The organism is Alteraurantiacibacter aquimixticola (assembly GCF_004965515.1).
In the GTDB taxonomy this organism is placed as follows: domain Bacteria; phylum Pseudomonadota; class Alphaproteobacteria; order Sphingomonadales; family Sphingomonadaceae; genus Alteraurantiacibacter; species Alteraurantiacibacter aquimixticola.
In genome coordinates this window covers 721,886-745,198 of sequence record NZ_SSHH01000002.1, presented here as the reverse complement: position 1 = coordinate 745,198, position 23,313 = coordinate 721,886, and the positions used below count along the sequence as shown (strand labels likewise).

General features: G+C 64.3%; 22 protein-coding genes. 15 read left to right on the top strand and 7 right to left on the bottom strand.

From position 1 onward, the window contains the following. Positions 1–24: 24 nt before the first annotated feature. Positions 25–2,085 carry a protein-disulfide reductase DsbD family protein gene (locus E5222_RS10125; RefSeq protein ID WP_136693629.1) on the top strand — a complete coding sequence of 687 codons (2,061 nt, stop codon included), beginning with the start codon at positions 25–27 and terminating at the stop codon, positions 2,083–2,085. A 1-nt stretch (position 2,086) separates the two neighbouring features. Here E5222_RS10125 and E5222_RS10120 read toward each other — a convergent pair whose 3' ends face one another. Together E5222_RS10120 and uvrB are read right to left on the bottom strand one after the other, a co-directional pair. Then, on the bottom strand, positions 2,087–2,635 hold the full coding sequence (locus tag E5222_RS10120) for a hypothetical protein (protein WP_136693628.1): 549 nt from the start codon (positions 2,633–2,635) through the stop codon (positions 2,087–2,089). A gap of 14 nt (positions 2,636–2,649) precedes the next feature. Next, the gene (gene uvrB / locus E5222_RS10115; RefSeq protein WP_136693627.1) at positions 2,650–4,839 is read right to left on the bottom strand and encodes an excinuclease ABC subunit UvrB; all 2,190 of its coding nucleotides are present in this window, start codon (positions 4,837–4,839) and stop codon (positions 2,650–2,652) included. Between the two features lie 120 nt (positions 4,840–4,959). On the opposite strand from uvrB, the gene E5222_RS10110 reads away from it, so the two are divergent. From E5222_RS10110 to E5222_RS10075, 8 genes are all read left to right on the top strand, one after another. After that, the gene (locus tag E5222_RS10110; protein WP_136693626.1) at positions 4,960–5,493 is read left to right on the top strand and encodes a DUF3617 domain-containing protein; all 534 of its coding nucleotides are present in this window, start codon (positions 4,960–4,962) and stop codon (positions 5,491–5,493) included. Positions 5,494–5,507: 14 nt separating this feature from the next. Further along, on the top strand, positions 5,508–6,014 hold the full coding sequence (locus E5222_RS10105; RefSeq protein ID WP_169053547.1) for a DUF3617 domain-containing protein: 507 nt from the start codon (positions 5,508–5,510) through the stop codon (positions 6,012–6,014). Positions 6,015–6,128: 114 nt separating this feature from the next. Then, positions 6,129–6,908, top strand: coding sequence for an esterase/lipase family protein (locus E5222_RS10100; RefSeq protein WP_246021665.1), 780 nt, complete (start codon positions 6,129–6,131; stop codon positions 6,906–6,908). A gap of 107 nt (positions 6,909–7,015) precedes the next feature. Next, the gene (locus E5222_RS10095; protein ID WP_211196141.1) at positions 7,016–8,413 is read left to right on the top strand and encodes a circularly permuted type 2 ATP-grasp protein; all 1,398 of its coding nucleotides are present in this window, start codon (positions 7,016–7,018) and stop codon (positions 8,411–8,413) included. A gap of 31 nt (positions 8,414–8,444) precedes the next feature. Next, positions 8,445–9,389: an alpha-E domain-containing protein gene (locus E5222_RS10090; RefSeq protein WP_136693819.1), complete on the top strand. Its 945-nt coding sequence runs from the start codon at positions 8,445–8,447 to the stop codon at positions 9,387–9,389. 18 nt (positions 9,390–9,407) lie between these two features. Then, the gene (locus E5222_RS10085; protein ID WP_136693622.1) at positions 9,408–10,223 is read left to right on the top strand and encodes a transglutaminase family protein; all 816 of its coding nucleotides are present in this window, start codon (positions 9,408–9,410) and stop codon (positions 10,221–10,223) included. Between the two features lie 61 nt (positions 10,224–10,284). Then, on the top strand, positions 10,285–11,034 hold the full coding sequence (locus E5222_RS10080; protein ID WP_136693621.1) for a proteasome-type protease: 750 nt from the start codon (positions 10,285–10,287) through the stop codon (positions 11,032–11,034). A 288-nt stretch (positions 11,035–11,322) separates the two neighbouring features. Next, on the top strand, positions 11,323–11,997 hold the full coding sequence (locus tag E5222_RS10075) for a response regulator transcription factor (protein ID WP_136693620.1): 675 nt from the start codon (positions 11,323–11,325) through the stop codon (positions 11,995–11,997). 24 nt (positions 11,998–12,021) lie between these two features. Here the strand turns inward: E5222_RS10075 and E5222_RS10070 are convergent, their stop codons facing one another. Beyond that, on the bottom strand, positions 12,022–12,696 hold the full coding sequence (locus tag E5222_RS10070) for an extensin family protein (protein ID WP_136693619.1): 675 nt from the start codon (positions 12,694–12,696) through the stop codon (positions 12,022–12,024). Between the two features lie 176 nt (positions 12,697–12,872). Between E5222_RS10070 and E5222_RS10065 the strand changes: the two genes are divergently transcribed. The 3 genes from E5222_RS10065 (at position 12,873) to E5222_RS10055 (ending at position 16,882) form a co-directional block, all read left to right on the top strand. Further along, the gene (locus E5222_RS10065) at positions 12,873–14,033 is read left to right on the top strand and encodes a phosphoserine transaminase (RefSeq protein ID WP_136693618.1); all 1,161 of its coding nucleotides are present in this window, start codon (positions 12,873–12,875) and stop codon (positions 14,031–14,033) included. Between the two features lie 124 nt (positions 14,034–14,157). Further along, positions 14,158–15,741 carry a phosphoglycerate dehydrogenase gene (serA, locus tag E5222_RS10060; protein WP_136693617.1) on the top strand — a complete coding sequence of 528 codons (1,584 nt, stop codon included), beginning with the start codon at positions 14,158–14,160 and terminating at the stop codon, positions 15,739–15,741. Positions 15,742–15,769: 28 nt separating this feature from the next. Further along, entirely contained in the window at positions 15,770–16,882 is a 1,113-nt protein-coding gene (locus tag E5222_RS10055) for an ATP phosphoribosyltransferase regulatory subunit (protein ID WP_136693616.1), read from the top strand. On the opposite strand, the gene E5222_RS10050 is transcribed toward E5222_RS10055, so the two are convergent. Genes E5222_RS10050 through E5222_RS10040 form a run of 3 tightly spaced genes read right to left on the bottom strand, consistent with a single transcriptional unit; the run spans position 16,879 to position 19,425 of the window. Next, entirely contained in the window at positions 16,879–17,487 is a 609-nt protein-coding gene (locus tag E5222_RS10050; RefSeq protein ID WP_136693615.1) for a glutathione S-transferase, read from the bottom strand. The two genes, E5222_RS10055 and E5222_RS10050, sit on opposite strands and share 4 nt — an antisense overlap. Then, complete coding sequence (trhO, locus tag E5222_RS10045; RefSeq protein WP_136693614.1) at positions 17,480–18,496, bottom strand: oxygen-dependent tRNA uridine(34) hydroxylase TrhO; 1,017 nt, start codon at positions 18,494–18,496, stop codon at positions 17,480–17,482. Before trhO ends, E5222_RS10050 begins: the two co-directional genes overlap by 8 nt. 50 nt (positions 18,497–18,546) lie before the next feature. After that, a complete protein-coding gene (locus tag E5222_RS10040) occupies positions 18,547–19,425 on the bottom strand; it encodes an alpha/beta hydrolase (RefSeq protein ID WP_136693613.1) in 879 nt (292 codons plus the stop codon). 433 nt (positions 19,426–19,858) lie between these two features. Here E5222_RS10040 and E5222_RS10035 point away from each other — a divergent pair, with 433 nt between their 5' ends. Together E5222_RS10035 and E5222_RS10030 are read left to right on the top strand one after the other, a co-directional pair. Beyond that, positions 19,859–21,148 carry an adenylosuccinate synthase gene (locus E5222_RS10035; RefSeq protein ID WP_136693612.1) on the top strand — a complete coding sequence of 430 codons (1,290 nt, stop codon included), beginning with the start codon at positions 19,859–19,861 and terminating at the stop codon, positions 21,146–21,148. Between the two features lie 95 nt (positions 21,149–21,243). Beyond that, on the top strand, positions 21,244–22,218 hold the full coding sequence (locus E5222_RS10030) for a winged helix DNA-binding protein (protein WP_136693611.1): 975 nt from the start codon (positions 21,244–21,246) through the stop codon (positions 22,216–22,218). 25 nt (positions 22,219–22,243) lie between these two features. Here E5222_RS10030 and E5222_RS10025 read toward each other — a convergent pair whose 3' ends face one another. Next, positions 22,244–22,693, bottom strand: coding sequence for a baeRF12 domain-containing protein (locus E5222_RS10025; RefSeq protein ID WP_136693610.1), 450 nt, complete (start codon positions 22,691–22,693; stop codon positions 22,244–22,246). Positions 22,694–22,870: 177 nt separating this feature from the next. Between E5222_RS10025 and E5222_RS10020 the strand changes: the two genes are divergently transcribed. Next, complete coding sequence (locus tag E5222_RS10020; protein WP_136693609.1) at positions 22,871–23,308, top strand: DUF2267 domain-containing protein; 438 nt, start codon at positions 22,871–22,873, stop codon at positions 23,306–23,308. The last annotated feature ends 5 nt before the right edge of the window (positions 23,309–23,313 follow it).

Here is a 23,313-nt window from a genome sequence, read left to right as displayed (position 1 = left end):
TGCGCCATCATGCGCGCAAGAGTGATGGACCATTTCCGGTATCTGCTGGCCGTAATGCTGCTGGCCGCCGCGCTGCCCGCGCAGGCACAGCAGCAGAACCATATCGCGGCCGACCTCGTGGCGGAAGCTGCACCCGTGGCTGGCGAGGCGATGCAGGTCGCCTTCCTCTTCCGGCCGGAAGAGGGCTGGCACGGATACTGGTCGAACCCCGGCGATGCGGGGCTGGGCATGCGGCTCGACTGGAACCTGCCTGAGGGCTGGGAAGCGGGCGAGCCGCAATATCCGGTGCCGCAACAGCTGGTGATCGCCGGGCTGATGAATCATGTCTACGAGCATGATTACGCCGTGCTGGTGCCGATAACGGTGCCGGAAGGTGCGGCACTGGCGAACTGGGCGCCGGTCACCGTCGATGCCGAATGGCTCGCCTGTACCGACCAGATCTGCGTGCCCGAAAGTGCTACGCTGACGCTGCGCGTGCCGCAGGTGGAAGGCGCTGCCGAGGCGTTCGACAGCTACCGCGCGGCGCTGCCTCCGCTGATCGACAGCGCGGCGAGCTTCGCGCTGGCGGGAGATACCCTGCGCATTGCCATCCCGCTGCCCGCCAGCATGGATATCGCCGCGCCGCATGTGTTTGTGGCGCAGGACCGCATCAGCGCGGACCGCCGCGTTGCCTATGCCGAGCCGCAAGTGTTTCGCCGCACTGGCGACATGCTGGTGGCCGAGGTGCCGCTTGCCGAGCTTATCCTGCCGCCGGGTTCCGAATTCTCCGCTTTCGATCCGCTGGAGGAAGTGACCGGCATCCTCGCCTTCGGAGAGGTGGGCAACGGCATCCGTTTCGAGGCGGTACCTGGTGAAGTCCCGGCCGGCGGCGAACTGATCGGAGGTGCTTCGGGCCGCACGATCCCGCCGCTCTGGTCGCTGCTGCTGGCGGCGCTGGCGGGCGGCTTGCTGCTCAATCTTATGCCATGCGTCTTCCCGATCCTCTCGCTGAAGGCGATGACGCTCGCCCGCGCAGGCGAGAGCGAGGCGCAGGCGAAGCGCGAGGCTTTGGCCTATACCGCCGGCGTGGTGCTCGCCTGCCTCGCGCTGGGCGGCTTGCTTCTGCTGCTCCGCGCCGGGGGAGAGCAGGTGGGCTGGGCCTTCCAGCTGCAGGAACCGGGTGTGGTGGTCGGCCTGCTGGTGCTTGCCGTGCTGATCACCGCCAACTTCGCCGGGGTTTTCGAGCTGCCATCGCTCGCGATCACGCGTAAGGGCGGACAGGCGTCCTCTTTTGCCACCGGCTTGCTCGCGGCATTCGTCGCGACGCCGTGCACGGGCCCCTTTATGGCCGCTGCATTGGGAGCCGCATTGCTGCTGCCTCCGCTTCCCGCGCTGGTGTTATTCGCCGCGTTGGGCTTGGGGCTGGCGCTGCCCTTCCTCCTGCTCGGTTTCGTCCCTGCGCTGAGGAACCGCCTGCCCAAGCCGGGACCGTGGATGGAGCGCTTCCGCAAGATCATGGCGATCCCGATGGGGCTGACCGCGCTGGCGCTGCTGTGGTTGCTGGTGCAGGTCGGCGGGCGGCCCTTTGCGCTCGTCGCGCTCGCGCTGGCGGCAGGTTTGGTGCTCGGCCTGATGATCACCGGCCGCCTGCAACGCGCAGGCAAGATGGCATGGCCTGCCTTTGCTCTCATCGCAGCGCCCTTTGGGATCTTCGCGGCCTTTGCCCTGCCAGCGACATTCGATAGCGCTTCGCGTTCCGCTGAAAGCCTTCTCTCGCCCATCGACTACAGCGAGGCGGCTCTCGCCGAAGCGCGCGCATCGGGCCAGCCGGTGTTCCTCTGGTTCACCGCGGACTGGTGCGTCACCTGCAAGGTCAATGAGGGCGTCGCTCTGGAACGCGAGGCGACGCGCGAGGCGTTTGAAGCAGCGGGCGTGATCGCCATGCGCGGCGACTGGACCGTGCGCGACGAGGAGATCACGCGTTTCCTCACCCAGCAAGGCGTGGCGGGTGTGCCTCTTTACATGTGGTATCCGGCAGGTGGCGTGGGCGAGCAATTGCCGCAGGTGCTGACGCCGGACATGCTGGTGGAGCTTGCCGCGCGCTAAGCTACTCTGCGTCCTCGCCCTCTTCCGCCTCCACCGCAACCGTCTCACCGCCCGCGCGGCACCAGGTCACGAATTCGCCGGGAATACGGCTGCCGCGAATTTCCAGCATTCCGCGCCCCGGCAGGGTGGCGGTCAGGGCGCGCGTGCCGGTGAAGACGTCGAGCTGCGGGTCGTCGGCAGGCAGCACGCCTTCCCAACGCCACTCATTCTCCTCCAGCACCGCATCGACCATGAAGCGGCTGCGCATGCCGTTGCCGATTACCGGGAACAGGGCGGAGAGGCCGGGGCGCGCGGCGGCATGGCGGATCACTGCCATTTGCGGTTCCTCCCCGCCGAGGCGGCAGGCGAGGGTGAGCAGCGGGCCCTCCCCCAGATTGCCGAACTCGATCGATTGCCCGTCCTCATCGACGCTCCACGTGGCTTCGGAGGTGTCGGGAGAGACCGCCATCACCTCGGGCGCGGCAGGACGCGGCTCGCCCAGATCGACCCGCTGCTGCGGTGCAGGCGCCTCCTCGCCACAGGCGGCGAGAACAAGAACGGCTAAAGCCAAGGGAATTGCCCGCACTACCGCTTCCACTTCTTCTGCACCTTGCCGTAGCGCGTCTTGCGCGTGCCCGGCTTGCCTTCGTTAGACCGCCCCACAAGCGGCGCCTTCTTCTCGCCGTCGGGCAAGCCCAGTTCCTCGTTCTCCAGCCGGCGGATCTCGTCGCGCAGCCTTCCGGCTTCCTCGAACTCAAGGTCTGCCGCGGCGTTGCGCATCTTCTTTTCCAGGTCCTCGATATAGGCGCGCAAATTGTGGCCGACGAGGTTGTTGCTGCCGTCTTCGGTCTCGATCTCCACGGTCACGCCATCACCGGCGGCGGAGTGGGCGACGATATCGGCGATGGCGCGCTTGATCGTGGTCGGCGTGATGCCGTGTTCTTCGTTATAGGCGCGCTGCTTTTCGCGGCGGCGTTCGGTCTCCGCCATCGCGCGTTCCATGCTGCCGGTGATACGGTCGGCATAGAGGATCACCTTGCCGTCCACGTTGCGGGCGGCGCGGCCGATGGTCTGGATCAGCGAGGTCTCGGAGCGCAGGAAGCCCTCCTTGTCGGCATCGAGGATCGCCACCAGCCCGCATTCGGGAATGTCGAGGCCTTCGCGCAGCAGGTTGATGCCGATCAGCACGTCATAGACGCCCATGCGCAGATCGCGGATCAGCTCGATACGTTCGAGCGTCTCGACGTCCGAATGCATGTAGCGAACGCGCACGCCCTGTTCATGCATGAACTCGGTGAGGTCCTCGGCCATGCGCTTGGTGAGCGTGGTGACGAGGGTGCGATAGCCCTTCTCCGCCACCGCCTTTGCCTCGGCAATGCAATCCTGCACCTGGTCTTCGGTCGGGCGAATTTCCACCGGCGGGTCGATCAGGCCGGTGGGGCGGATCACCTGTTCGGCGAACACGCCGGCGGTCTGTTCCATCTCCCAGCTGCCGGGAGTGGCGGACACCGCAAAGGTCTGCGGGCGCATCGCGTCCCACTCGTTGAAGCGTAGCGGGCGGTTGTCGATACAGCTGGGCAGGCGGAAGCCATATTCGGCCAGCGTCAGCTTGCGGCGATGGTCACCCTTGGCCATGGCGCCCACCTGCGGGATGGTCTGGTGGCTCTCGTCCACGAAGAGCAGCGCGTTTTCGGGGAGGTATTCGAACAGCGTTGGCGGCGGTTCGCCCGGCAGGCGGCCGGTGAGGAAGCGCGAATAGTTCTCGATCCCCGCGCAAGAGCCGGTGGCAGCGATCATCTCGAGGTCGAAATTGGTGCGCTGTTCCAGCCGCTGGGCTTCGAGCAGGCGGCCCTCGGCATGCAGCTCCTTCAGCCGCTCCTCCAGTTCGAACTTGATGGCCGCGCTGGCCTGCTTCATCGTCGGGCCGGGCGTCACATAGTGCGAATTCGCATAGATGCGCACCTTGTCGAGGCTCTGGCCCTTCTTGCCCGTCAGCGGGTCGAATTCGCTGATTTCCTCGATCTCGTCGCCGAAGAAGCTGACGCGCCAGGCCATGTCCTCATAGTGGCTGGGGAAGATTTCGAGATTGTCCCCGCGCACACGGAAATTGCCGCGCGCAAAGGCGGCATCGTTGCGCTTGTATTGCAGGGCGACGAGCTTGCGGATGATCTCGCGCTGGTCGACCGTCTCGTCCTTCTTGATGTCGAAGATCATCGCCGAATAGGTCTCGACTGATCCAATACCGTAGAGGCAGGAGACCGAGGCTACGATCAGCACATCGTCCCGCTCCAGCAAGGCACGTGTGGCCGAGTGGCGCATCCGGTCGATCGCCTCATTCACCGAGCTTTCCTTCTCGATGTAAGTGTCCGACCGGGGGACGTAGGCTTCGGGCTGGTAGTAGTCGTAATAGCTGACGAAATACTCGACCGCATTCTCCGGGAAGAAGCTCTTGAACTCGCCATAGAGCTGCGCGGCGAGGATCTTGTTGGGCGCGAGGATGAGGGCGGGGCGCTGCAATTGCTCCACCACCTTGGCCATGGTGAAGGTCTTGCCGCTGCCCGTCACGCCCAGCAGAACCTGCGTCTGTTCGCCATCCTTTGCGCCTGCCACCAGCTCGGCAATGGCGGTGGGCTGGTCGCCAGAGGGTTCGTAGTCGGAGACGAGCTTGAACGGCCTGCCCGGCATCGACTTTTCGGGCCGTTCGGGCTTGTGGGGCTTGAAGCTGTCGGAAGTATCGGGCTCTTCGAGTCCGCGTCTGATCACGAGTTCGGCCATGCGGGAACATATGGGGGACGAATGGCCTATGCGCAATCGCATTGGCACACGGGATAACGCCTGATAGTCTCGGCGCATCTTTCGGGGGCGCGTTCGCCCCCATTACTTTGGGGGAATTCCATGCGAAAGACGATTGCACTTGCCACGCTGGCCAGCCTGGCGCTCGCCGCCTGCGGCAATGACGCCGGCGACGGGGAAGCGATGACGGCGGACGAAATGGCCGATGCCGTGGAGGAGGGCGATATGCCCCAACCCGGCCTGTACAGTTCCACGCAGGAACTGATCGAGCTGAGCATGCCCGGCGTCGAGGACGACATGCTCAACATCCTGCGCTCCGCTTTCGAGGAAGGCGCGCAGGAGGAAAGTACCTATTGCCTGACGCCGGAAGAGGCCGCCAATGCGCGCGAGGAAATGCTCAAGGGCATGGCCGAAAGCGATTGCACTATCACCCGCATGAACATGTCCGGCGGCAATATCGATGCTGCCATGTCCTGCCCCACGGGTCAGGGCGTAACGGGCGATGTCACGCTGACCGGCACCATGGCGTCCGACGGGGCGGATATGGAGATGGCCTTCGTAAGCGAGCTTCCCGGCATGGGCGATGCCCGCATCCGCATGCGCGTGAAGACCGAGCGTATCGGCGAATGCTCATAAGCAGGCGGCGCCGATTGGCGATCGCTGCCCTGGCGGGGCTGGCCCTGGCCGGCCCCACCGGCGCGCAAGTCGAGGGTGAAGGGCTGTCGGATGCGGAGGTCCATGCGGCGCTTGCCGATGCGCCGTTCCCGCAGGCGGGACGCTATTCCGGGCAGGTGCGCGAAACCGGCATCCTGCTCGATAGTCTGAACCCTCGCGAGCCCGATCCCAAGGTGTCACAGGCCACCCGCCAGCTCGACGGTTTTTGCCTGACACCGGAAGAGGTGGAGGCCGACAGGGGCGTCTTTCTCGAGAAGATGCTCGAGAGCGAGTGCGACTATCGCGGCATTTCGATCGATGGCAACGACTTCACGGCACAGCTAAGCTGCCGCGCCGGGGGCGACATCGCCGCCATCAGCCTCGACGGGGAGCTCTTTGAAACCGGTTCGCGCGTGAACATGGACGTGCGGCTCGATAACGATGATAGCTACGCGCGCTTCAGCTATGACGTGATCCTTAAACGCGAAGGCGAATGTTCCTGAAAGCTGCGACGTACTGAGCGATCCGGGCGATAAGAGGCGGAAATATGACCGCCTGAACGCGTTGCTGGCACAACAAGTCAGTTGTGTTACAGTATCATTATGAACGTCGCGAAATTGAAATATACCACTCCCGCCCGGGCGCTGGCCGACAAGCTCGCGGCGCTGGGCGACGGCACGCGTCGCCGCGCGCAATTGCTGCGCAGCCAGGCGCCGTACAATGCGGCGCGGCCCCCGATTGGCCTGTTCCTGGCGGAATCGGGCGCATTTTTCGAGCCGATCCTGCGCCACACCCGCGCTCCGCTGCAGGTGCCGGCGGCCGCCACCCGCAAGGTGGTGATCCTGCTGCCGGGCTTTGCCACCCATCCGCTGCGCATGCGCTACATGGCGCGGAAGCTGGAGGAAGCGGGCCACAAGGTTAAGCGGTGGGGCATGGGCTATAATTTCGGCCCGACGGAGGAGAATTTCGAATTCCTCTCCCGCCGCGTCGCCGCGGTGCATGAACGCTATGGCCAGGAAGTCGTGCTGGTCGGCTGGAGCCTTGGTGGCATCTTCGCGCGCGAGATTGCCAAGCGCCATCCGCAGCTGGTGGAAAAGGTCGTGACCATGGGATCGCCCTTCAGCCACACGCCCTATTCGAACAATGTCTGGCGCATCTACCAGCTGATCACCGGCCATTCGGTGGAGAAGCCGCCGGTCGAAGCACGCCTCAACGAAAAACCGCCGGTGGAGACCGTGGCGCTGTGGAGCCCGCGCGACGGCGTGGTGGCGGCACGCAGCGCCTGCGGCTGTGTGGGCGAGCGCGACCGTGCGATCGCCCTGCGCTGTTCGCATATGGGCTTTTCCAACTCGGCCGAAGCTATTCTGGCGGTCGCGGCGGAACTCGAACGCTCCTGAACCTTTGGTATTGCAAACGGGGTTGGCGGGGCTTGCCAATCGTGCAATGTTGCACCGCAACACAAAGGTGACGATTGAGCAGCGCGACCAGCGACAAGTTTGACGAAATGCACCGGGCCGACGGAAGCGTCCGGCCGGCCTACCGCGGCTACCAGGAGTGGCTTGAGGAGCAGGATCCGGCGCTGATGCGGCGCAAGGATAGCGAGGCGGAGAGCTTCTTCCGCCGAACCGGCATCACCTTCAACGTCTATGGCGATGACGATGCCGAGGAGCGGCTGATCCCCTTCGACATGGTGCCGCGGATCATCACCGGCAGCGAATGGCGGCGGTTGTCGCGCGGGATCGAACAGCGGGTGAGGGCGCTCAACGCCTTCATGCACGATCTCTATCACCGGCAGGAAATCATCCGCTCTGGTCGGCTGCCGGAACGCCTGTTCCGCAACAATGCCGCCTGGCTGCCGGAAATGGTTGGCTTCAGCCCGCCCGGCGGCGTTTACACCCACATCACCGGTATCGATCTGGTCCGCACCGGTCCGGACGAGTTCATGGTGCTGGAAGACAATGCCCGCACGCCCAGCGGCGTTTCCTACATGCTGGAAAACCGCGAGACGATGATGGCCATGTTCCCCGAGCTGTTTACGCGCATAAAGGTTCAGCCGGTCTCCAACTACCCGCGCCGCCTTGCGACCAGCCTTGCGGCCTGCGCGCCGGAGGGAGCGGGCAGCAAGCCCAGCATCGCGGTGCTGACCCCTGGCATCTTCAATTCGGCCTATTTCGAACACGCCTTTCTCGCCGACCAGATGGGTGCCGAACTGGTCGAGGGTAGCGATCTGCGCGTGGTCGGCGGCAAGGTGCAGATGCGCACCACCGACGGCTTCCGCCCGATCGACGTGCTCTATCGCCGGGTGGACGACGAATATCTCGACCCGCTGACCTTCAACCCCGACAGCGTGCTGGGCATTCCCGGCATCATGGACGTCTATCGCGCGGGGAATATCACCATTGCCAATGCGCCTGGAACCGGTGTGGCGGACGACAAGGCGATCTATTCCTTCATGCCGGAGATCGTCGAATTCTATACCGGCGAGAAGGCGCTGCTGCCCAATGTGGACACCTGGCGCTGCGCCGATCCCGACAGCCTGAAATACGTCCTCGACAACCTTGAGGAGCTGGTGGTCAAGGAAGTCCACGGATCGGGCGGCTACGGCATGCTGATCGGCCCGACCGCCAGCAAGAAGGAAGTGCGTGCTTTTCGCGCAAAGCTGGAAGCGATGCCGGAAAACTATATCGCCCAGCCCACGCTTGCGCTCTCGACCTGTCCGATCTTCACCAGGGCCGGACTCGCGCCGCGCCATGTGGACCTCAGACCCTTCGTGCTCTGCTCGCCAGAGGGGATCGACATCACGCCTGGCGGGCTGACGCGAGTGGCGCTGAAGAAGGGATCGCTCGTGGTCAATTCCAGCCAGGGCGGCGGCACCAAGGATAGCTGGGTGCTCGATGACTGATCAGGATATCACCTTCGCCATCGAAAAGCCGATGCTGGGGCGCGTCGCCAACGGTATCTTCTGGATGTACCGCTATCTCGAGCGGGCCGAGAACACCGCGCGCCTGCTGGCTGCCGGGCATCGCATGGCGCTGACCCGCGGGGTGGATGAAGCGAGTGAGGAATGGCGCTCCGTTCTCACCACGCTCGGCCTGCGCACCGGCTATGACGAGCATTATGACGATTATACCGGCGCGCATGTGTGCGATTTCGTGCTGCGGTCGAAGAACAATCCGGAAAGCGTGCTGTCGATGTTCGAACGCGCGCGTACCAATGCCCGTGCCTGCCGATCGGCGATCACGCTGGAAGTGTGGGAAGCGATCAATGAAGGCTGGATGACGCTGTGCGACCTCCTCGCCCGTCCGGTGCGGGAGAGCAATCTCAACACCGCGCTTGGCGCGATCCGGCGCGAGAGCTCGCTGGCGCGCGGGGCCACCCATGGTTCAATGCTGCGCAACGAGACATACAGCTTCGCGCGCGCCGGCACTTTCCTGGAGCGGGCGGACAACACGGCGCGTATCCTCGATGTGAAGTATTATCTGCTGCTGCCTTCGCTCGCTTATGTCGGCACCGCGCTAGACACCGGGCAGTGGGACAATGTCCTGCGCTCGCTTTCGGCGGAGCGCGCTTATCGCTGGCTCAATGCCGGGCGCATGGATGCGCGATCGATCGCCGACTTCCTGATCCTCGACGAACGCTTCCCGCGCAGCCTCGCCTTCTGCTACTCCGCCATGCGCGAGAACCTCTCCGCGCTATCCCGCCTGCATGGCAAGGAAGGAAGTGCGCATGAAGCGATGCGCATCGCCGACCAGCAGCTGACGGGCAAGTCGGTGGAGGACATTTTCGACCAGGGCCTGCACGAATTCCTGCTCGATTTCATTGGCGGGAATGCGAGCATCGCCTCGGCCATTGCGGAGGATTACCGCTTCGTTTCCTGAAGCACTGGACACCTGATCATGCGCCTCTCCATTCGCCACACCACCCGCTACAAATTCGCCGAACCGGTCGCGCATGGCATCCAGCGCCTGCGCCTGGCGCCGAAGGAGACGCAGGGGCAGAAGGTCCTCGACTGGACGATGGAATATAAGGGCGCGCGCGAGGAGCTGTCCTATGATGACCAGAACGTCAATCACGTCACGCTGGTGTCGGTAGAGGAAGGCGTGAAGGAAGTCGTGGTTTCCTGCAAGGGGACCGTCGATACGGAGGATTATGCCGGGGTGATCGGCCATCATGCCGGGCACATGCCGCTCTGGGCCTTCCTTGGCACCACCAGGCTGACCGAACCGGGAGCGAATATTCGCGAACTGATCGGCAAGGTGGAGCGCAGCGATGAGGGCATGGTCGCCACGCTGCACCGGCTCTCCGCCGTTATCCGTGAGGCGGTGGATTACGATACCGACGTCACCCATGTGCATACCACCGCTGAAGAGGCGGTGGCCGATGGCGGCGGCGTGTGCCAGGACCATGCGCATATCTTCATCGCCGCTGCCCGCGCGCTGGAAATCCCCGCACGCTATGTCAGCGGCTATCTGATGATGAACGACCGGATAGAGCAGGAAGCGACGCATGCCTGGGCGGAAGCCTGGGTGCAGGGGCTGGGCTGGGTCGGTTTCGACATTTCCAACCAGATCAGCCCCGATCCGCGCTATGTGCGCGTTGCCACCGGCCGCGACTATCGCGATGCGGCGCCGATTACCGGAATCAGCTTCGGCGCCGTGACCGAGGACCTGCATGTCGATTTGGCGGTGGAACAGCAGATGGTGGAACAGTAAGGCCGCCCATGGCGCTCGCCGCTGCGAATCTTAACTCACTTGGGCTAACGAATACTCGATCATGACCTATTGCGTTGGAATGATGCTGGACAAGGGGCTGGTGTTGATGAGCGACACCCGCACAAATTCGGGCGTCGATAACATCTCCGTCTTCCGCAAGATGTTCCACTGGAGCATCCCGGGCAACCGCGTCATCTCGGTAATGACGGCGGGCAACCTTGCCACCACGCAGGCGGTGATCAGCAAGCTGGAGGAGCGCAACAAGGCGCCCAGCGAGCGCCAGAATTCGCTGCTGGAACTGCCCACCATGTTCCAGGTCGCGGTCGAAGTCGGCAAGCTGCTGCGCGAGACGGTGCAGGCGACGCAGGAAGACAATGGCCCCACCGCAAGCAACCGCTTCACCGCCAGCATCATCGTCGCCGGTCAGATCGCCGGAATGGAGCCGCGCCTGTTCCTGATCTACCCCGAAGGCAATTTCATCGAAGCGAGCTTCGACACGCCCTTCTTCCAGATCGGGGAGACCAAATACGGCCGCCCGATCCTGATCCGCGGCTACGACCGCCATATGAGTTTCGAGGATGCGGTGAAGCTGCTGATGGTCAGCTTCGATTCCACGCTGAAGGCGAACCTCTCGGTCGGCCTGCCGCTGGACCTGATGGTGATCGAGGCGGATACGTTCGAGCCCAAGCACGAACGACGGATCGAACATGCCGATCCCTATTTCGATTCCATCTCCTCAAGCTGGGGCGATGCGCTGAAGACGGCATTTCATTCGCTGCCCAATTACAGCTTCTACCAGAAGACGGACTGATCCTGCCTGGAGGGCGACTGGACCGTCGTCCGGCCAGCCGGCAGCCATGTTCGCGCGCCTTCTATCGAGTCGTGCCTACCTTATCCCATTGGGATATAGGTATTAATCCATAGGTATATGGTTACTAAGAGGTAACCACCTAAGGGCAAATCCTGAAGTTCACTCCGGTTTGGATGGAATTTCAGCATGGATTTCTGCGGGTCGCACCACAACTCCCACGTAAAATTGCTTGGTTTCGGTTCTTGTCCGGCTCGCGTCGCGATCCGCTTGGGTTCAGGAATCTGAGCCATGGAACAGCGCCTCAAACTTCACATCGCCGGTGGCGACAGCCGCCTCAGGGCCGAACAGGCCCGCCTTGCCTTCGATCTCGGTCATCATGCCGAAGTCTATTCCGACTTTGCCGAATTGCTGGCGGTCGGACCTTCAGACGGCGTGATCATCGCCTGCGGGGACGTGCTTGCCCTGGGCATGGACCGCCTGCTCGAACGGCTTAGCAATGCTGGTATATGGCTGCCCGTTGTGGCCGCCTCGCATACGCCGGACGTCGACGAGGTCGTGCAGGCGATCCGCGCCGGCGCGCTCGATTACCTGCGCCTCCCGCTGACGAAGGAAGAATTCGCCCGCATGGCCACCCGCGTGCTGGAAGATGCCGGCCGCCATGCAGAGGCGCGCCGCCGCCTTGTCGAAGCACGCCAGCGGATCGGCACCCTCTCTCGCCGCGAGCGCGAAGTGCTCGACTGGCTCAGCGAAGGCTGCTCGAACAAGGCAATAGCCCGGGCGCTGGAAATCAGCCCGCGCACGGTGGAAATCCACCGCGCCAACATGATGGACAAGCTGGGCGCCAGCCATGCCGCGGAGGCCGTGCGCCTGCGGCTGGAAGCCGACTTTCGCGAAGAGCGTCCCCAGGTCGCGGACGAAGAAGATGCGCAAGATGTCCAGCGCATCGGACAAACTGGCGCTTGAGCGAGGCGAGTACGCCCGCAATCGCTAGCGGCAGAAGGAACTCCCCTCGATCACGCCTTCCAGGTGGAAATGGTCGCGATGGGCGGCATCGTATTCGGGTCCCAGTACCGTATCGAAGCGGCGGCATGCGCTGCGCTGGATAACCCGGAGGAATTCACGTTCCGCCGAATTGCCACCGTGCCAGCCCTCCGCCACCGACACGCGCCGCCCGTCCTCTAGAACGAAAGCGGCAATGTCGATTGCCCCGGCAGTGGCATGGGCGGACCGGCGTCCCGATCCCGCGACATTACGGCAGGCATAGCTGCCATAGGTTTCGATCCGCTGCAGCCGCGCGCCCAGATATTGCTGCGCCGCGCGGTCAACGCCGAAGCGCGCCCAGGCTGCGAAGGCGGCCCCCACGGCGCATTGCACCGGCCCGATATTGCTCACCGCCAGAGTCGAGCTGTCGCCGCGCAGCGCGCTCATCTGCACCGTGCCGATTGTGGAGCATCCCTCACCAGTATAGCTGTCAGGCACGGCGGAGAATTGCGCGCCCGCCTGTCCCAGCTCGGCCAGGCATTGGCCCGCCGCCGGTGACCGCGCGATGGGAGCCTGCGCCGCCGGGGCAGGGCTCGCGCTGCGCCGTTCCTGCGACTCGGGCAGGACCGAACAGCCGCTGGCCAGCAGCGATGCGATAAGGATGGCCGCGAAGCGTTTCATGGCGTGCAGTCTCACGCAAACATACTTAATATTTGCCGAACCCAAGGCGTAAACAGCCTGCCTCGTTTCAGCTGAAACTGCAAAGCTTCTTGACTAAGTCCGCCGCGCCACTAGTGCCGCCGGCGGGCCACGCGGTCCCAACGCCGCGCGTGCTCTCTGTAAGGAGAGAATACAGTATGACTACCGAACCTACGCTCCGTCCGGAGCGCCCTTTCTTTTCGTCCGGCCCCACCTGCAAGCCTCCGGGCTGGTCGCTCGAAAAGCTCGACATCAAAAGCCTCGGCCGTTCGCACCGCTCCAAATATGCCAAGGGGCGCCTGAAGTATGCGATCGACCTGACCAAGGAACTGCTCGGCATTCCCGACGATTACCTGGTCGGCATCATGCCGGGTTCCGATACGGGTGCCCTGGAATGCGCGATGTGGACCATGCTGGGCGCGCGCCCGGCCACCGTCGCTGCGTGGGAAAGCTTCGGTAACGTCTGGATCCAGGACGCGGTCAAGCAGCTGAAGCTGAAAGACCTGCAGGTGCTGGATGCCGGTTACGGCGAAATTCCCGATCTGACGCAGATCCCGCAGGAAAACGATGTCGTCTTCACCTGGAACGGCACGACCAGCGGCGCGAAGATCGCAAACACCGATTGGCTCGCACCGGGCCGTGAAGGCCTGGCCATCAACGACGCCACTTCCGCCGTCTTCGCGATGGAGATGGACTGGTCGAAGCTCGATGCCACCACCTATAGCTGGCAGAAGGTGCTGGGCGGCGAAGCGCAGCACGGCATGCTGATCCTCAGCCCCAAGGCGGTGGAACGCATCGAAAGCTACGATCCCGCATGGCCGCTGCCCAAGCTGTTCCGCCTGAAGAAGGGCGACAAGATCAACCGCGGCATCTTCGAAGGTGCCACGATCAACACGCCTTCCATGCTGGCGACCGAAGATTACATCGCGGCGCTGGAATGGGTGAAGTCGATCGGCGGTCGCCAGGCCATGTTCGATCGCGCCGATGCCAATGCCAAGATCGTCAAGGACTGGATCGAAGCGACGCCGTGGATGCGCAACATGGTTGCCGACCCGGCGCAGCAGACCAATACCGGCGTCTGCATGGTCTTCCAGGGCGAGTGGTATGACAGCCTGTCTGACGAGGACAAGGCAGCCGTTCCGAAGAAGATCGCTTCCAAGCTGGAAGAGATGGATATCGGCTACGATTTCAACGGTTATCGCGATGCCCCGCCGTCGCTGCGCATCTGGTGCGGCGGCTCGCTGGAAGCGGAAGATATCCGCCGCCTGCTGCCGTGGATCGAATGGGCTTACGAAGAGCTCAAGGCCGGCAATCTCTGATTGCCTGACAGCGTAGCCCCGCCGCCATGGCGGGGCGCGCAAGTCACCGACTTTTTTAAGAAACTTTAGCCGGTCGACGCCCGAAAACCATCTGCGCACCGGCACACCAAAGGGGAGAATTCCCATGACCAAGCCCAAAGTCCTCATCTCCGACAAGATGGACCCCAATGCCGCCCGCATTTTCGAAGAGCGCGGCTGCGACGTCGATGTGATCACCGGCGAAACGCCCGAACAGCTGAAGGCCCGCATCGGCGAATATGATGGCCTCGCGATCCGTTCCTCGACCACGGTGACGGCCGAGATCCTCGAAGCGGCGACCAATCTCAAGGTTATCGGCCGCGCCGGTATCGGCGTCGACAATGTCGATATCCCTGCCGCCTCCGGCAAGGGCGTGGTGGTGATGAACACGCCGTTCGGCAACTCGATCACCACCGCTGAACATGCCATCGCGCTGATCATGGCGGTTGCCCGCCAGATTCCGGCAGCCAATGCCCGCACGCAGGCTGGCGAATGGCCGAAGAGCGATTTCATGGGCGTGGAAGTCACCGGCAAGACGCTGGGCCTGATCGGTGCGGGCAATATCGGCTCGATCGTCGCATCGCGCGCGCTGGGCCTGAAGATGAAGGTCGTCGCCTTCGATCCGTTCCTGACTGAAGATCGCGCTGTCGAAATGGGCGTGGAAAAGGCCGATCTCGACACGCTGCTGTCGCGCGCCGACTTCATCACGCTGCACACACCGCTGACCGATGAGACGCGCAATATCCTCTCGGCCGAAAACCTCGCCAAGACCAAGAAGGGCGTGCGTATCGTCAACTGCGCACGTGGCGGCCTGATCGACGAGGCGGCGCTGAAGGAAGGCCTCGATTCCGGCCATATCGCCGGTGCCGCGCTGGACGTGTTCGCCAAGGAACCGGCCAAGGAAAGCCCGCTCTTCGGAACGCCGAACTTCATCTGTACGCCGCATCTTGGCGCATCGACCACCGAAGCGCAGGTCAATGTCGCGCTGCAGGTGGCCGAGCAGATGGCCGATTACCTCGTCAATGGCGGCGTCACCAATGCGCTCAACATGCCGTCGCTTTCGGCAGAGGAAGCGCCGAAGCTGAAGCCGTACATGGCGCTCGCCGAAAAGCTCGGCTCGCTGGTCAGCCAGCTGGCGCATGGCAACCTGACCGAGATCACCATCGAGCGTTCGGGCGCTGCCGCGGAACTCAACGGCAAGCCGATCGAAGGCGCTGTGCTGGCGGGCTTCATGCGCCGCTATTCGGACACGGTGAACATGGTCAACGCACCCTATCTCGCCAAGGAGCGCGGGCTGCAGGTGCGGTCGGTCCGCTTCGAGGGCGAGGGCGTCTACCACACGCTGCTGCGCGTCACCGTCGCCACCAGCGCCGGTCCGCGCTCGGTTGCCGGTACGCTGTTCGGCGAGAACGCGCCGCGCCTGGTGGAGATCTTCGGCATCGGCATCGAAGCCGATCTCGACGGCCACATGCTCTATGTCGTCAACCAGGATGCGCCTGGCTTCATCGGCCGCATGGGCGGCCTGCTGGGCCAGCATGACATCAATATCGGCACCTTCCATCTCGGCCGCCGCGAAGCCGGTGGCGAGGCGATCGTGCTGCTGTCCGTCGACCAGCCCATTCCCGCCGAGGTCATTGACCAGGCCGGCAAGCTGGAAGGCGTGAAGCTCGTGAAGGCGTTGTCTTTCTGACGCGTTAGGCGCTAGGGGCAGCATCGTTATGAGCGACCCGACTTCAGACCTGCTGCCCGAAGGGCTCGAAGACCGCCTGCCGCAAAGCGCGGCGGCGGCCGCCCGTATCGAACGCGATGCAATGGCGGTGATGGGCGCGCATGGTTTCGACCGTGTGCGCCCGCCGCTGATCGAGTTCGAGAAGAGCATGGCCACCCGCACCGACGGGCTGATGACGCGGCACATGTTCCGCTTCGTCGATCCCCGGAGCTTGCGCACGCTGGCCTTGCGCAGCGACATCACCGCGCAAGTCGGCCGCATTGCCGCCACCGGCCTCTCCGATGCGCCGCGCCCCTTGCGCCTATGCTATGCGGGGCAGGTCGTGCGGATCGCCGGCGACCAGCTGGAACCGCGCCGCGAGAACCTGCAGATCGGCGCCGAGCTGATCGGCAGTGACAGTGCTGCTGCTGCGGGCGAGATGGTGGAACTCGCGATCACCGCACTGGAAGCCGCGGGCGCGACGGGCATTTCGGTCGATTTCACGCTGCCCGACCTGGTGGACACTTTGGCCGCAGAGACTTTCCCGCTGGCCGAGGAAAAGCGCGATGCCGTTCGGCGCGAGCTCGATGCCAAGGATGCGGGCGGGCTGACCGATGCAGGCGGCGAGGCCTATATCCCGCTGCTCTTCGCCACCGGCCCGTTCGATGACGCGCTGGAGAAACTGCGCGCGATCGATGCGGGCGGGGCGCTCTCCAGCCGCCTTGAAGGTCTGCAGCAGATTGCCGACCGGGTGCGTGGCCGGGCGCGACTGACGCTCGATCCGTCCGAACGCCACGGTTTTGAATATCAGAGCTGGTTCGGCTTCACGATTTTCGCCGATGGCGTGCGCGGCGCGGTCGGTCGCGGCGGCACTTACCTGATCGGCGGGACGGGCGAGCCCGCCACCGGCTTCTCTCTCTACCCTGAAGAGCTGGTCGAAGCGGTCAAGGCGCAGGAGAGCCTGGGCAACAAGCTGTTCCTGCCGCTGGGTCACGACCGGTCGGCGGCAACGCGCCTACGCGGGCAGGGTTGGCGCACGGTTGAGGCATTGTCCGACGCCGACGATGCTGCGGCGCTGGGCTGCAGCCATTTGCTCGACGGCGGCGAGGCGAAACCGGTCTAGCCCCCCGGCACCCAGAGCGGGTGCTTGCGCATCACCTCGGCAAACAGGTCCGAGGCGAGATAGTCCGACAACCAGCGCTGCATATGCGGCCAGTCCTGTGCATCGAACCATTCCCGATCGGTATTGGCGAACTGCCGGACGAATGGCGCAATGGCCGCATCGGTGAAGCCGCGCGTCTGACCTGACAAGAAGGGCTGGGCGGCAAGGTGATTTTCCAGCCCTTGCAGGATTGCTGCACAAGCCGCGCGATGTTCCAGCGGGTCCGCGCCGTCATAGCGGGGCGCATATTTGTAGCGGTCGAGGTGGTGCTTGAACGGCCCGTCATTCACCGCAACCAGCTCTTCATCCACGCGACCGAGCCAGCTTTCCGGGTCATTCTGCTGCAAGGCCCAGCGCATGATGTCGAGGCTTTCCTCCAGCACCGTGCCATCCGAGAGAAGCAGAACCGGCACCGTTCCTTTCGGCGAGATTTCAAGCATATGCTGCGGCTTGTCGCGCAGCACGATCTCACGATGCTCATAGCTCGCGCCGCTCACCCGCAAGGCCAGCCGCGCGCGCATCGCATAGGGGCAGCGGCGGAAGCTGTAGAGGATCGGGTCAGCCATCGTCCTGTTCGGCGGCCGCCTTCCGCGCAGCCTCTTTCGCCGCCAGTTTCTCGGCGCGCCTGCGTTCCCTCAGGTCTTCATGGGAATCGCCGACATGCTGCTCCCCACGCTTCCTTGCCAGTCGCGCCTGCTTCTGCCGCTCGGCATAGCGGACGCGCTGCTCCGGGGTCCGGTCTGCAATGCAATGCGGGCAGGAGACGCCGTCCTCATATTCGGGCGATGCCAGCTCCTCCGGCCCCAGCGGATAGCGGCAGGCGCGGCACAGCACATAGGGGCCCTGCTTGAGGCCGTGGCCCACGCTCACCCGTTCATCGAAGACGAAGCATTCGCCGCGCCACAGGCTTTCCTCCTCGGGAATATCCTCGAGATATTTCAGGATGCCGCCCTTCAGGTGATAGACATCCTCGATCCCCTCGGCCTTCAAAAAGGCGGTCGATTTCTCGCAGCGAATGCCGCCGGTGCAATACATCGCGACCTTGGGCTTGTTGGTGCGCCCGAGCAGCTTCGCACGCTGCCCGCGGAACCAGGCGGGAAAGTCGCGGAAGCTGGGCGTTTCGGGATCGATGGCGCCTTCGAACTGGCCGATCGCCACTTCGTAATCGTTGCGCGTGTCGATCACGATCGTGTCGGGATCGGCGATCAGCGCGTTCCATTCCGCCGGATCGACATAGGTGCCGACATCCTGCGTCGGATCGACGCCCGGCTCGCCCAAGGTCACGATCTCCTTCTTCAGCCGCACCTTGAGACGGTAGAAGGGCATTTCCGCCGCGCCGGAGAACTTCACCTCGATATCGGCGCATCCGGGCAGGGCGCGGATATGCGCCAGCACTGCGTCGATAGCCTCAGGCGTCCCGGCGATGGTGCCGTTGATGCCTTCCTCCGCCAGCAGCAGCGTGCCGGCGATCCCCTGCGCCTCGCACAGCGCCAGAAGCGGCCCCCGGATCGCGGCGGGATCGTCGAAACGCGTGAACTTGTAGAGCGCGGCAACGCGGATGGGCAGGGCAGTCATGATGCCCGCGCCCTTAGCATGATAAGCGGCGATTCCCAGCCGGGCACTTCCTAGCGGCGGAAGACCCGCGCCAGGAAGCTGTCCACCATGGCCGTGCCCGCATAGTCGGGATCGCCCATGTCATGGTTGATCTGGCGATGGCCGCGCAATCCGCGTCCCGGCAGGTCGCGCACCTCCGCAGGTGTGCCGGCGCGGTTGAGGCCCTCGGCCAGTTCGTTGCTCTGCCGCCGCGCATCCTCGCGCTGGACATGCAAGATCAGGAAGGCGGGCGCATTGGGCGCGGCGGTGTGGAGATTGGGCGACAGGCGGCGCTGGCGCGCGGGATCGGTGCCGAAGGCCTGCTCGTAAGTCTTGCCCATCAATATGGCATTCTCGCCCATCTGGTCGGGCACGTTATAGGCCGCACCGTCGAGCGGGACCACGCCGACCACATCATCCATCGCCAGCCCCGCCGCGCGGAAATAGGCGGGATCGGTGCCGACAAGGGCTACCAGATGCGCGCCCGCGCTATGGCCGACCAGCGCGATCCGCTGCCGGTCGAAACCGAGCCGTGAGGCATTGTCGCGCAGCCATGCGACCGCATTGGCGACGTCGGCGCCTTGCTGCTCCACCGTATTGTCGGGGACGAGGCGGTAATCCACCGCTGCCACCGCATAGCCCAGCGCCTGCCAGTGCTCGAGCTTGCTGGAATCTCTCACCATTCGCTTGCTGCCGCGCTTCCACCCGCCGCCATGCACGAAAACCACCAGAGGCGCATCGCGGGTGGCGCCCGGCCAGAAGTCGAGCGTCTGCAGCCGGTCGCTGCCATAGGCATGGGTTTCGTATCCGCCACGCTGCTGTGCGGCGAGCGGGGCGGCCATGGGGAAGGTGGCCAGCGTGACGGGTGCGGCCAGCAGGGCCAGAGCGGCCAGGCGAACGGATCGGCGCATCGGAATACTCCTCATCTGAACCTTGCGACCCTGCATCCGCCTTCTTCCGACCATTTGCCAGTCGCGAATTGGCGCAAATTGTCACCTGCCGGTGCAATGATTGCGAGGTGGTGAACCGGCGCGGCAAGCGTGGTTCAGGCGATTGGCGGCGGTGACTTTCCTACAGCTGCCGGAAGGCGGCAGTGGTGCAGGGATGAACGCGCTGATTTCGCCTCTCTTTCCCCGTCAATCGGCCATCTCCCGGGCGTCCAGCGATTCTTGTATCAGGACAGTGTTCCATGTGTTCCATCGCCCCGCTTGACTCACCCGCCCACGCCGCTCTAACCCGCGCCGCGCAATCGGGAGCGCATGCGCACTCCCCCGTTCCCATCCCGGCGTCGAGTCCTGTCGAAGGACGCCTGCGGATCCGCCTGGCAGGTGGAGGAGTATACCCATGGCCAACGTAACCGTGATCGGCGCCCAGTGGGGCGATGAAGGCAAAGGCAAGATCGTCGACTGGCTTGCGAGCCGCGCCGATGTGGTCGTGCGATTCCAGGGCGGGCACAATGCCGGCCATACGCTGGTTGTGGGGGACAAGACCTACAAGCTGAGCCTGCTGCCTTCGGGCATCGTCACCGGCACGCTGTCGCTGATCGGCAATGGCGTGGTGCTCGACCCTTGGGCGCTGCGTGAGGAGATCGAGCGGATCGAGGGGCAGGGCGTCTCGATCAGCCCGGCGAACTTCGGTATTGCCGACAACTGCCCGCTGATCCTGCCGCTCCACCGCGAACTGGACGGCATGCGCGAGGCTGCGGCGGGCAAGGGCAAGATCGGCACCACCGGCCGCGGCATCGGCCCCGCCTATGAGGACAAGGTGGGCCGCCGCGCGATCCGCGTATGCGACCTTGCCCATCTCGACGAGCTGGAGCCGCAGTTGGACCGCCTGTGCGCGCATCACGATGCGCTGCGTGCGGGCTTTGGCGAGGAGCCGGTCGATCGCGCCGCGCTGCTGGAAGAACTGCGCGGCATCGCGCCCTTCGTGCAGCAATATGCCCAGCCCGTGTGGAAGCGCCTCAACGAACGCAAGAAGGCGGGTGACCGCATCCTGTTCGAAGGCGCGCAGGGCGTGCTTCTCGATGTCGATCACGGCACCTATCCCTTCGTCACCAGCTCCAACACGGTGAGCGGCACGGTCGCTTCGGGCTCGGGCCTCGGCCCCGGCTCGGCGGGCTTCGTGCTGGGGATCGTCAAGGCCTACACCACCCGCGTCGGCAGCGGCCCCTTCCCGACAGAGCTTGAGGACGAGGTCGGCCAGAAGCTGGGTGAGCGCGGCCATGAGTTCGGCACGGTGACTGCGCGCAAGCGCCGCTGCGGCTGGTTCGATGCCACGCTGGTGCGGCAGACCTGCGCCATCTCCGGCGTCACCGGTATTGCGCTCACCAAGATCGACGTGCTCGACGGGTTCGAGACGATCAGGATCTGCACCGGCTACACGCTCGATGGCGAACCGATCGACTACCTGCCCGCCAATGCGCAGGAGCAGGCGCGCTGCGTCCCCGTCTATGAAGAGATGGACGGCTGGGAAGGCACCACGGTCGGCGCACGCAGCTGGGCGGAGCTGCCCGCACAGGCGATCAAGTACATCCGCCGCATCGAGGAGCTGATCGAGTGCCCGGTGGCGAGCGTCTCGACCAGCCCCGAACGCGAGGACACGATCCTGGTGCGTGATCCCTTCGCGGATTGAGGCGGGCTAGAATCAGCTCATCGAGTATTGAATTCTTGACATAGTCCCTATTTGTTCTCATCCTGTTCGCATTCGAATCAGGAGTGGTTGGGGACATGGGGCACGTCGATTTCGCTTATGACACGCTGGCGGTTGCAGTGGGTGCTGCACCGTCGGTCTCGATCTTTGCCGATCGTGACGACTTGCGCGAACAGATGCGCGAGGATGCCGAAGCAGCAGGCATGATCCTGCGCGAGGCGGGCGACATGGAAACGTTGCTGGGCGACAATCCGCGCCCGCTCGGCGATGCGGTGTTGATCGATTGTCCTGCGCCCGATGGGGCAACGCTGGCGGCGCTCTCGCGGATTGACGAGCGGGCGGTGAATGCGGGCGCGCATCTGGTTGTATCGACCACCATGGGCGGGTTGGAGGAAGTGTTCGGCTGCCTGACGCAAAGCGATCCCCTGATCCTCGTTAACGCAAGCCGCGCGGACCGCGCAATCGCGATGGGCCAGATGCTGGCGCAAGTACCCAATATGCGCGTGCGCGAACTGTCCGACGAAGACCGGCTCTCGCTGTTGCGGCTGACCGAACAGGTGAACAGCCTTGCGGAGAAGCTGGAACGGCTGGGCGATGATGACGGGCAAGTGCGCAGCCCGGCCCTGGCCTTCCGTTTCGAGGAACAGGCTGGGGGAACGCTGCGCCAGCCGGGGGATCGGCTGGTCAAGTCGGCACGTCCGCCGCTGCCCGATCCGCGGCTCATTCGCCGGATCATCCACCAGCGCCAACTGCGCGCGCGCTTCTTCGATGGCGACCTGTTTGCCGATCCCGCGTGGGACATGCTGCTCGACCTGACTGCCGCGCAGGTGGAACATACGCGCGTATCGGTAACGTCGCTGTGTATCGCCTCGGGCGTTCCGCCCACCACCGCGCTGCGCTGGATCAGCCAGATGACCGATGCCGGCCTGTTGCAGCGCGTGGAGGACGAGACCGACCGCCGCCGCGCCTTCATCCAGCTCACCGACAAGGCGATGGATGCGATGGCGCGCTATTTCGACGAGATGGGCAAGAGCGCGGCCGCACTGGTGTAAGGCGCGCAGGTCTTGCCTCCGGCCGTCAGCCCTCTCCGTGGGAGGAGACGACGGCGGCCACGTCCTGCTTGACGCAGTGGGCGAGGTCCTTGTCGATCTCGCCGATCAGCCGGGCCTTGGTCTGGTTGCCGTAATATTTGCGCAGCGTGCCCAGCGTGCGGGGCGCGGCGGCGATGACGACATCCGATCCGGAACTGCCCGCCGCGCATTTCTCCAGCGCGCCTGCGGCCGCGCGGGCGAACTCGTCCTCCGCCTGCTGCTGCCAATCGGTTTCCTCATAGCTGCTGCGCCGTTCACCGGCGCTTGCCTGCGTCCGGCCCGGCGTATCGCTGCCCTGTTCGTGCGTGGCGAGCTTTTCGGCCTCGCCATGTTCCAGCACCTTCAGGTCCAGATCGTCGACGCCGCCATCATTGCGATAGACCAGCATCTTCGCACCATCGGCCACCAATATCAGGGTTCCGTTCTTGATCCTCATGTCCACGCTCCTTCTTGCTTGTCCTTTCTACCATGCTCCCGATCGCAAAGCATTGTTGTGATCCAGATCAAGAATCCCGCGCATATGAATGGTAAACTTTATTAATCGCGACTCCGGTGCCGGGTTTTCACTGGCAAGCTGATCTTGCCTCCCCGCGCCGGTGCTGGGAGACTGATCATGAGTACGACCGGACTCGAAGTATTCGACAAGACGCTGCACACCACCCATGTCTGGCTGGACGAGATAAACGGCAAGATCGGCCCCGACCGGGCCGTGGCCTGGAAGGTCCTGTCCGTCGTCCTCCACACACTGCGGGACAGGTTGCCCTTACAGGTCGCCGCGCATCTGGGCGCGCAATTGCCGCTGCTCGTGCGCGGCATCTATTACTACCAGTTCGAGCCGGAGAAGCTGCCGGGCGACATGCAACAGCCGGAGGAATTCATCCACGCGGTCCAGGCAGGCTTGCAGAACACAAGGACGGTCGATGCCAAGGATGCTATCGCCGCGGTATTCGGAGTGCTTTCCAACCACGTTTCCGATGGGCAGGTGGAGAAGGTCCGCCATGCCTTGCCCAAGAGTTTGCGGGCCCTCTGGCCTGAGGAGATCGGGGCCTGATCGCC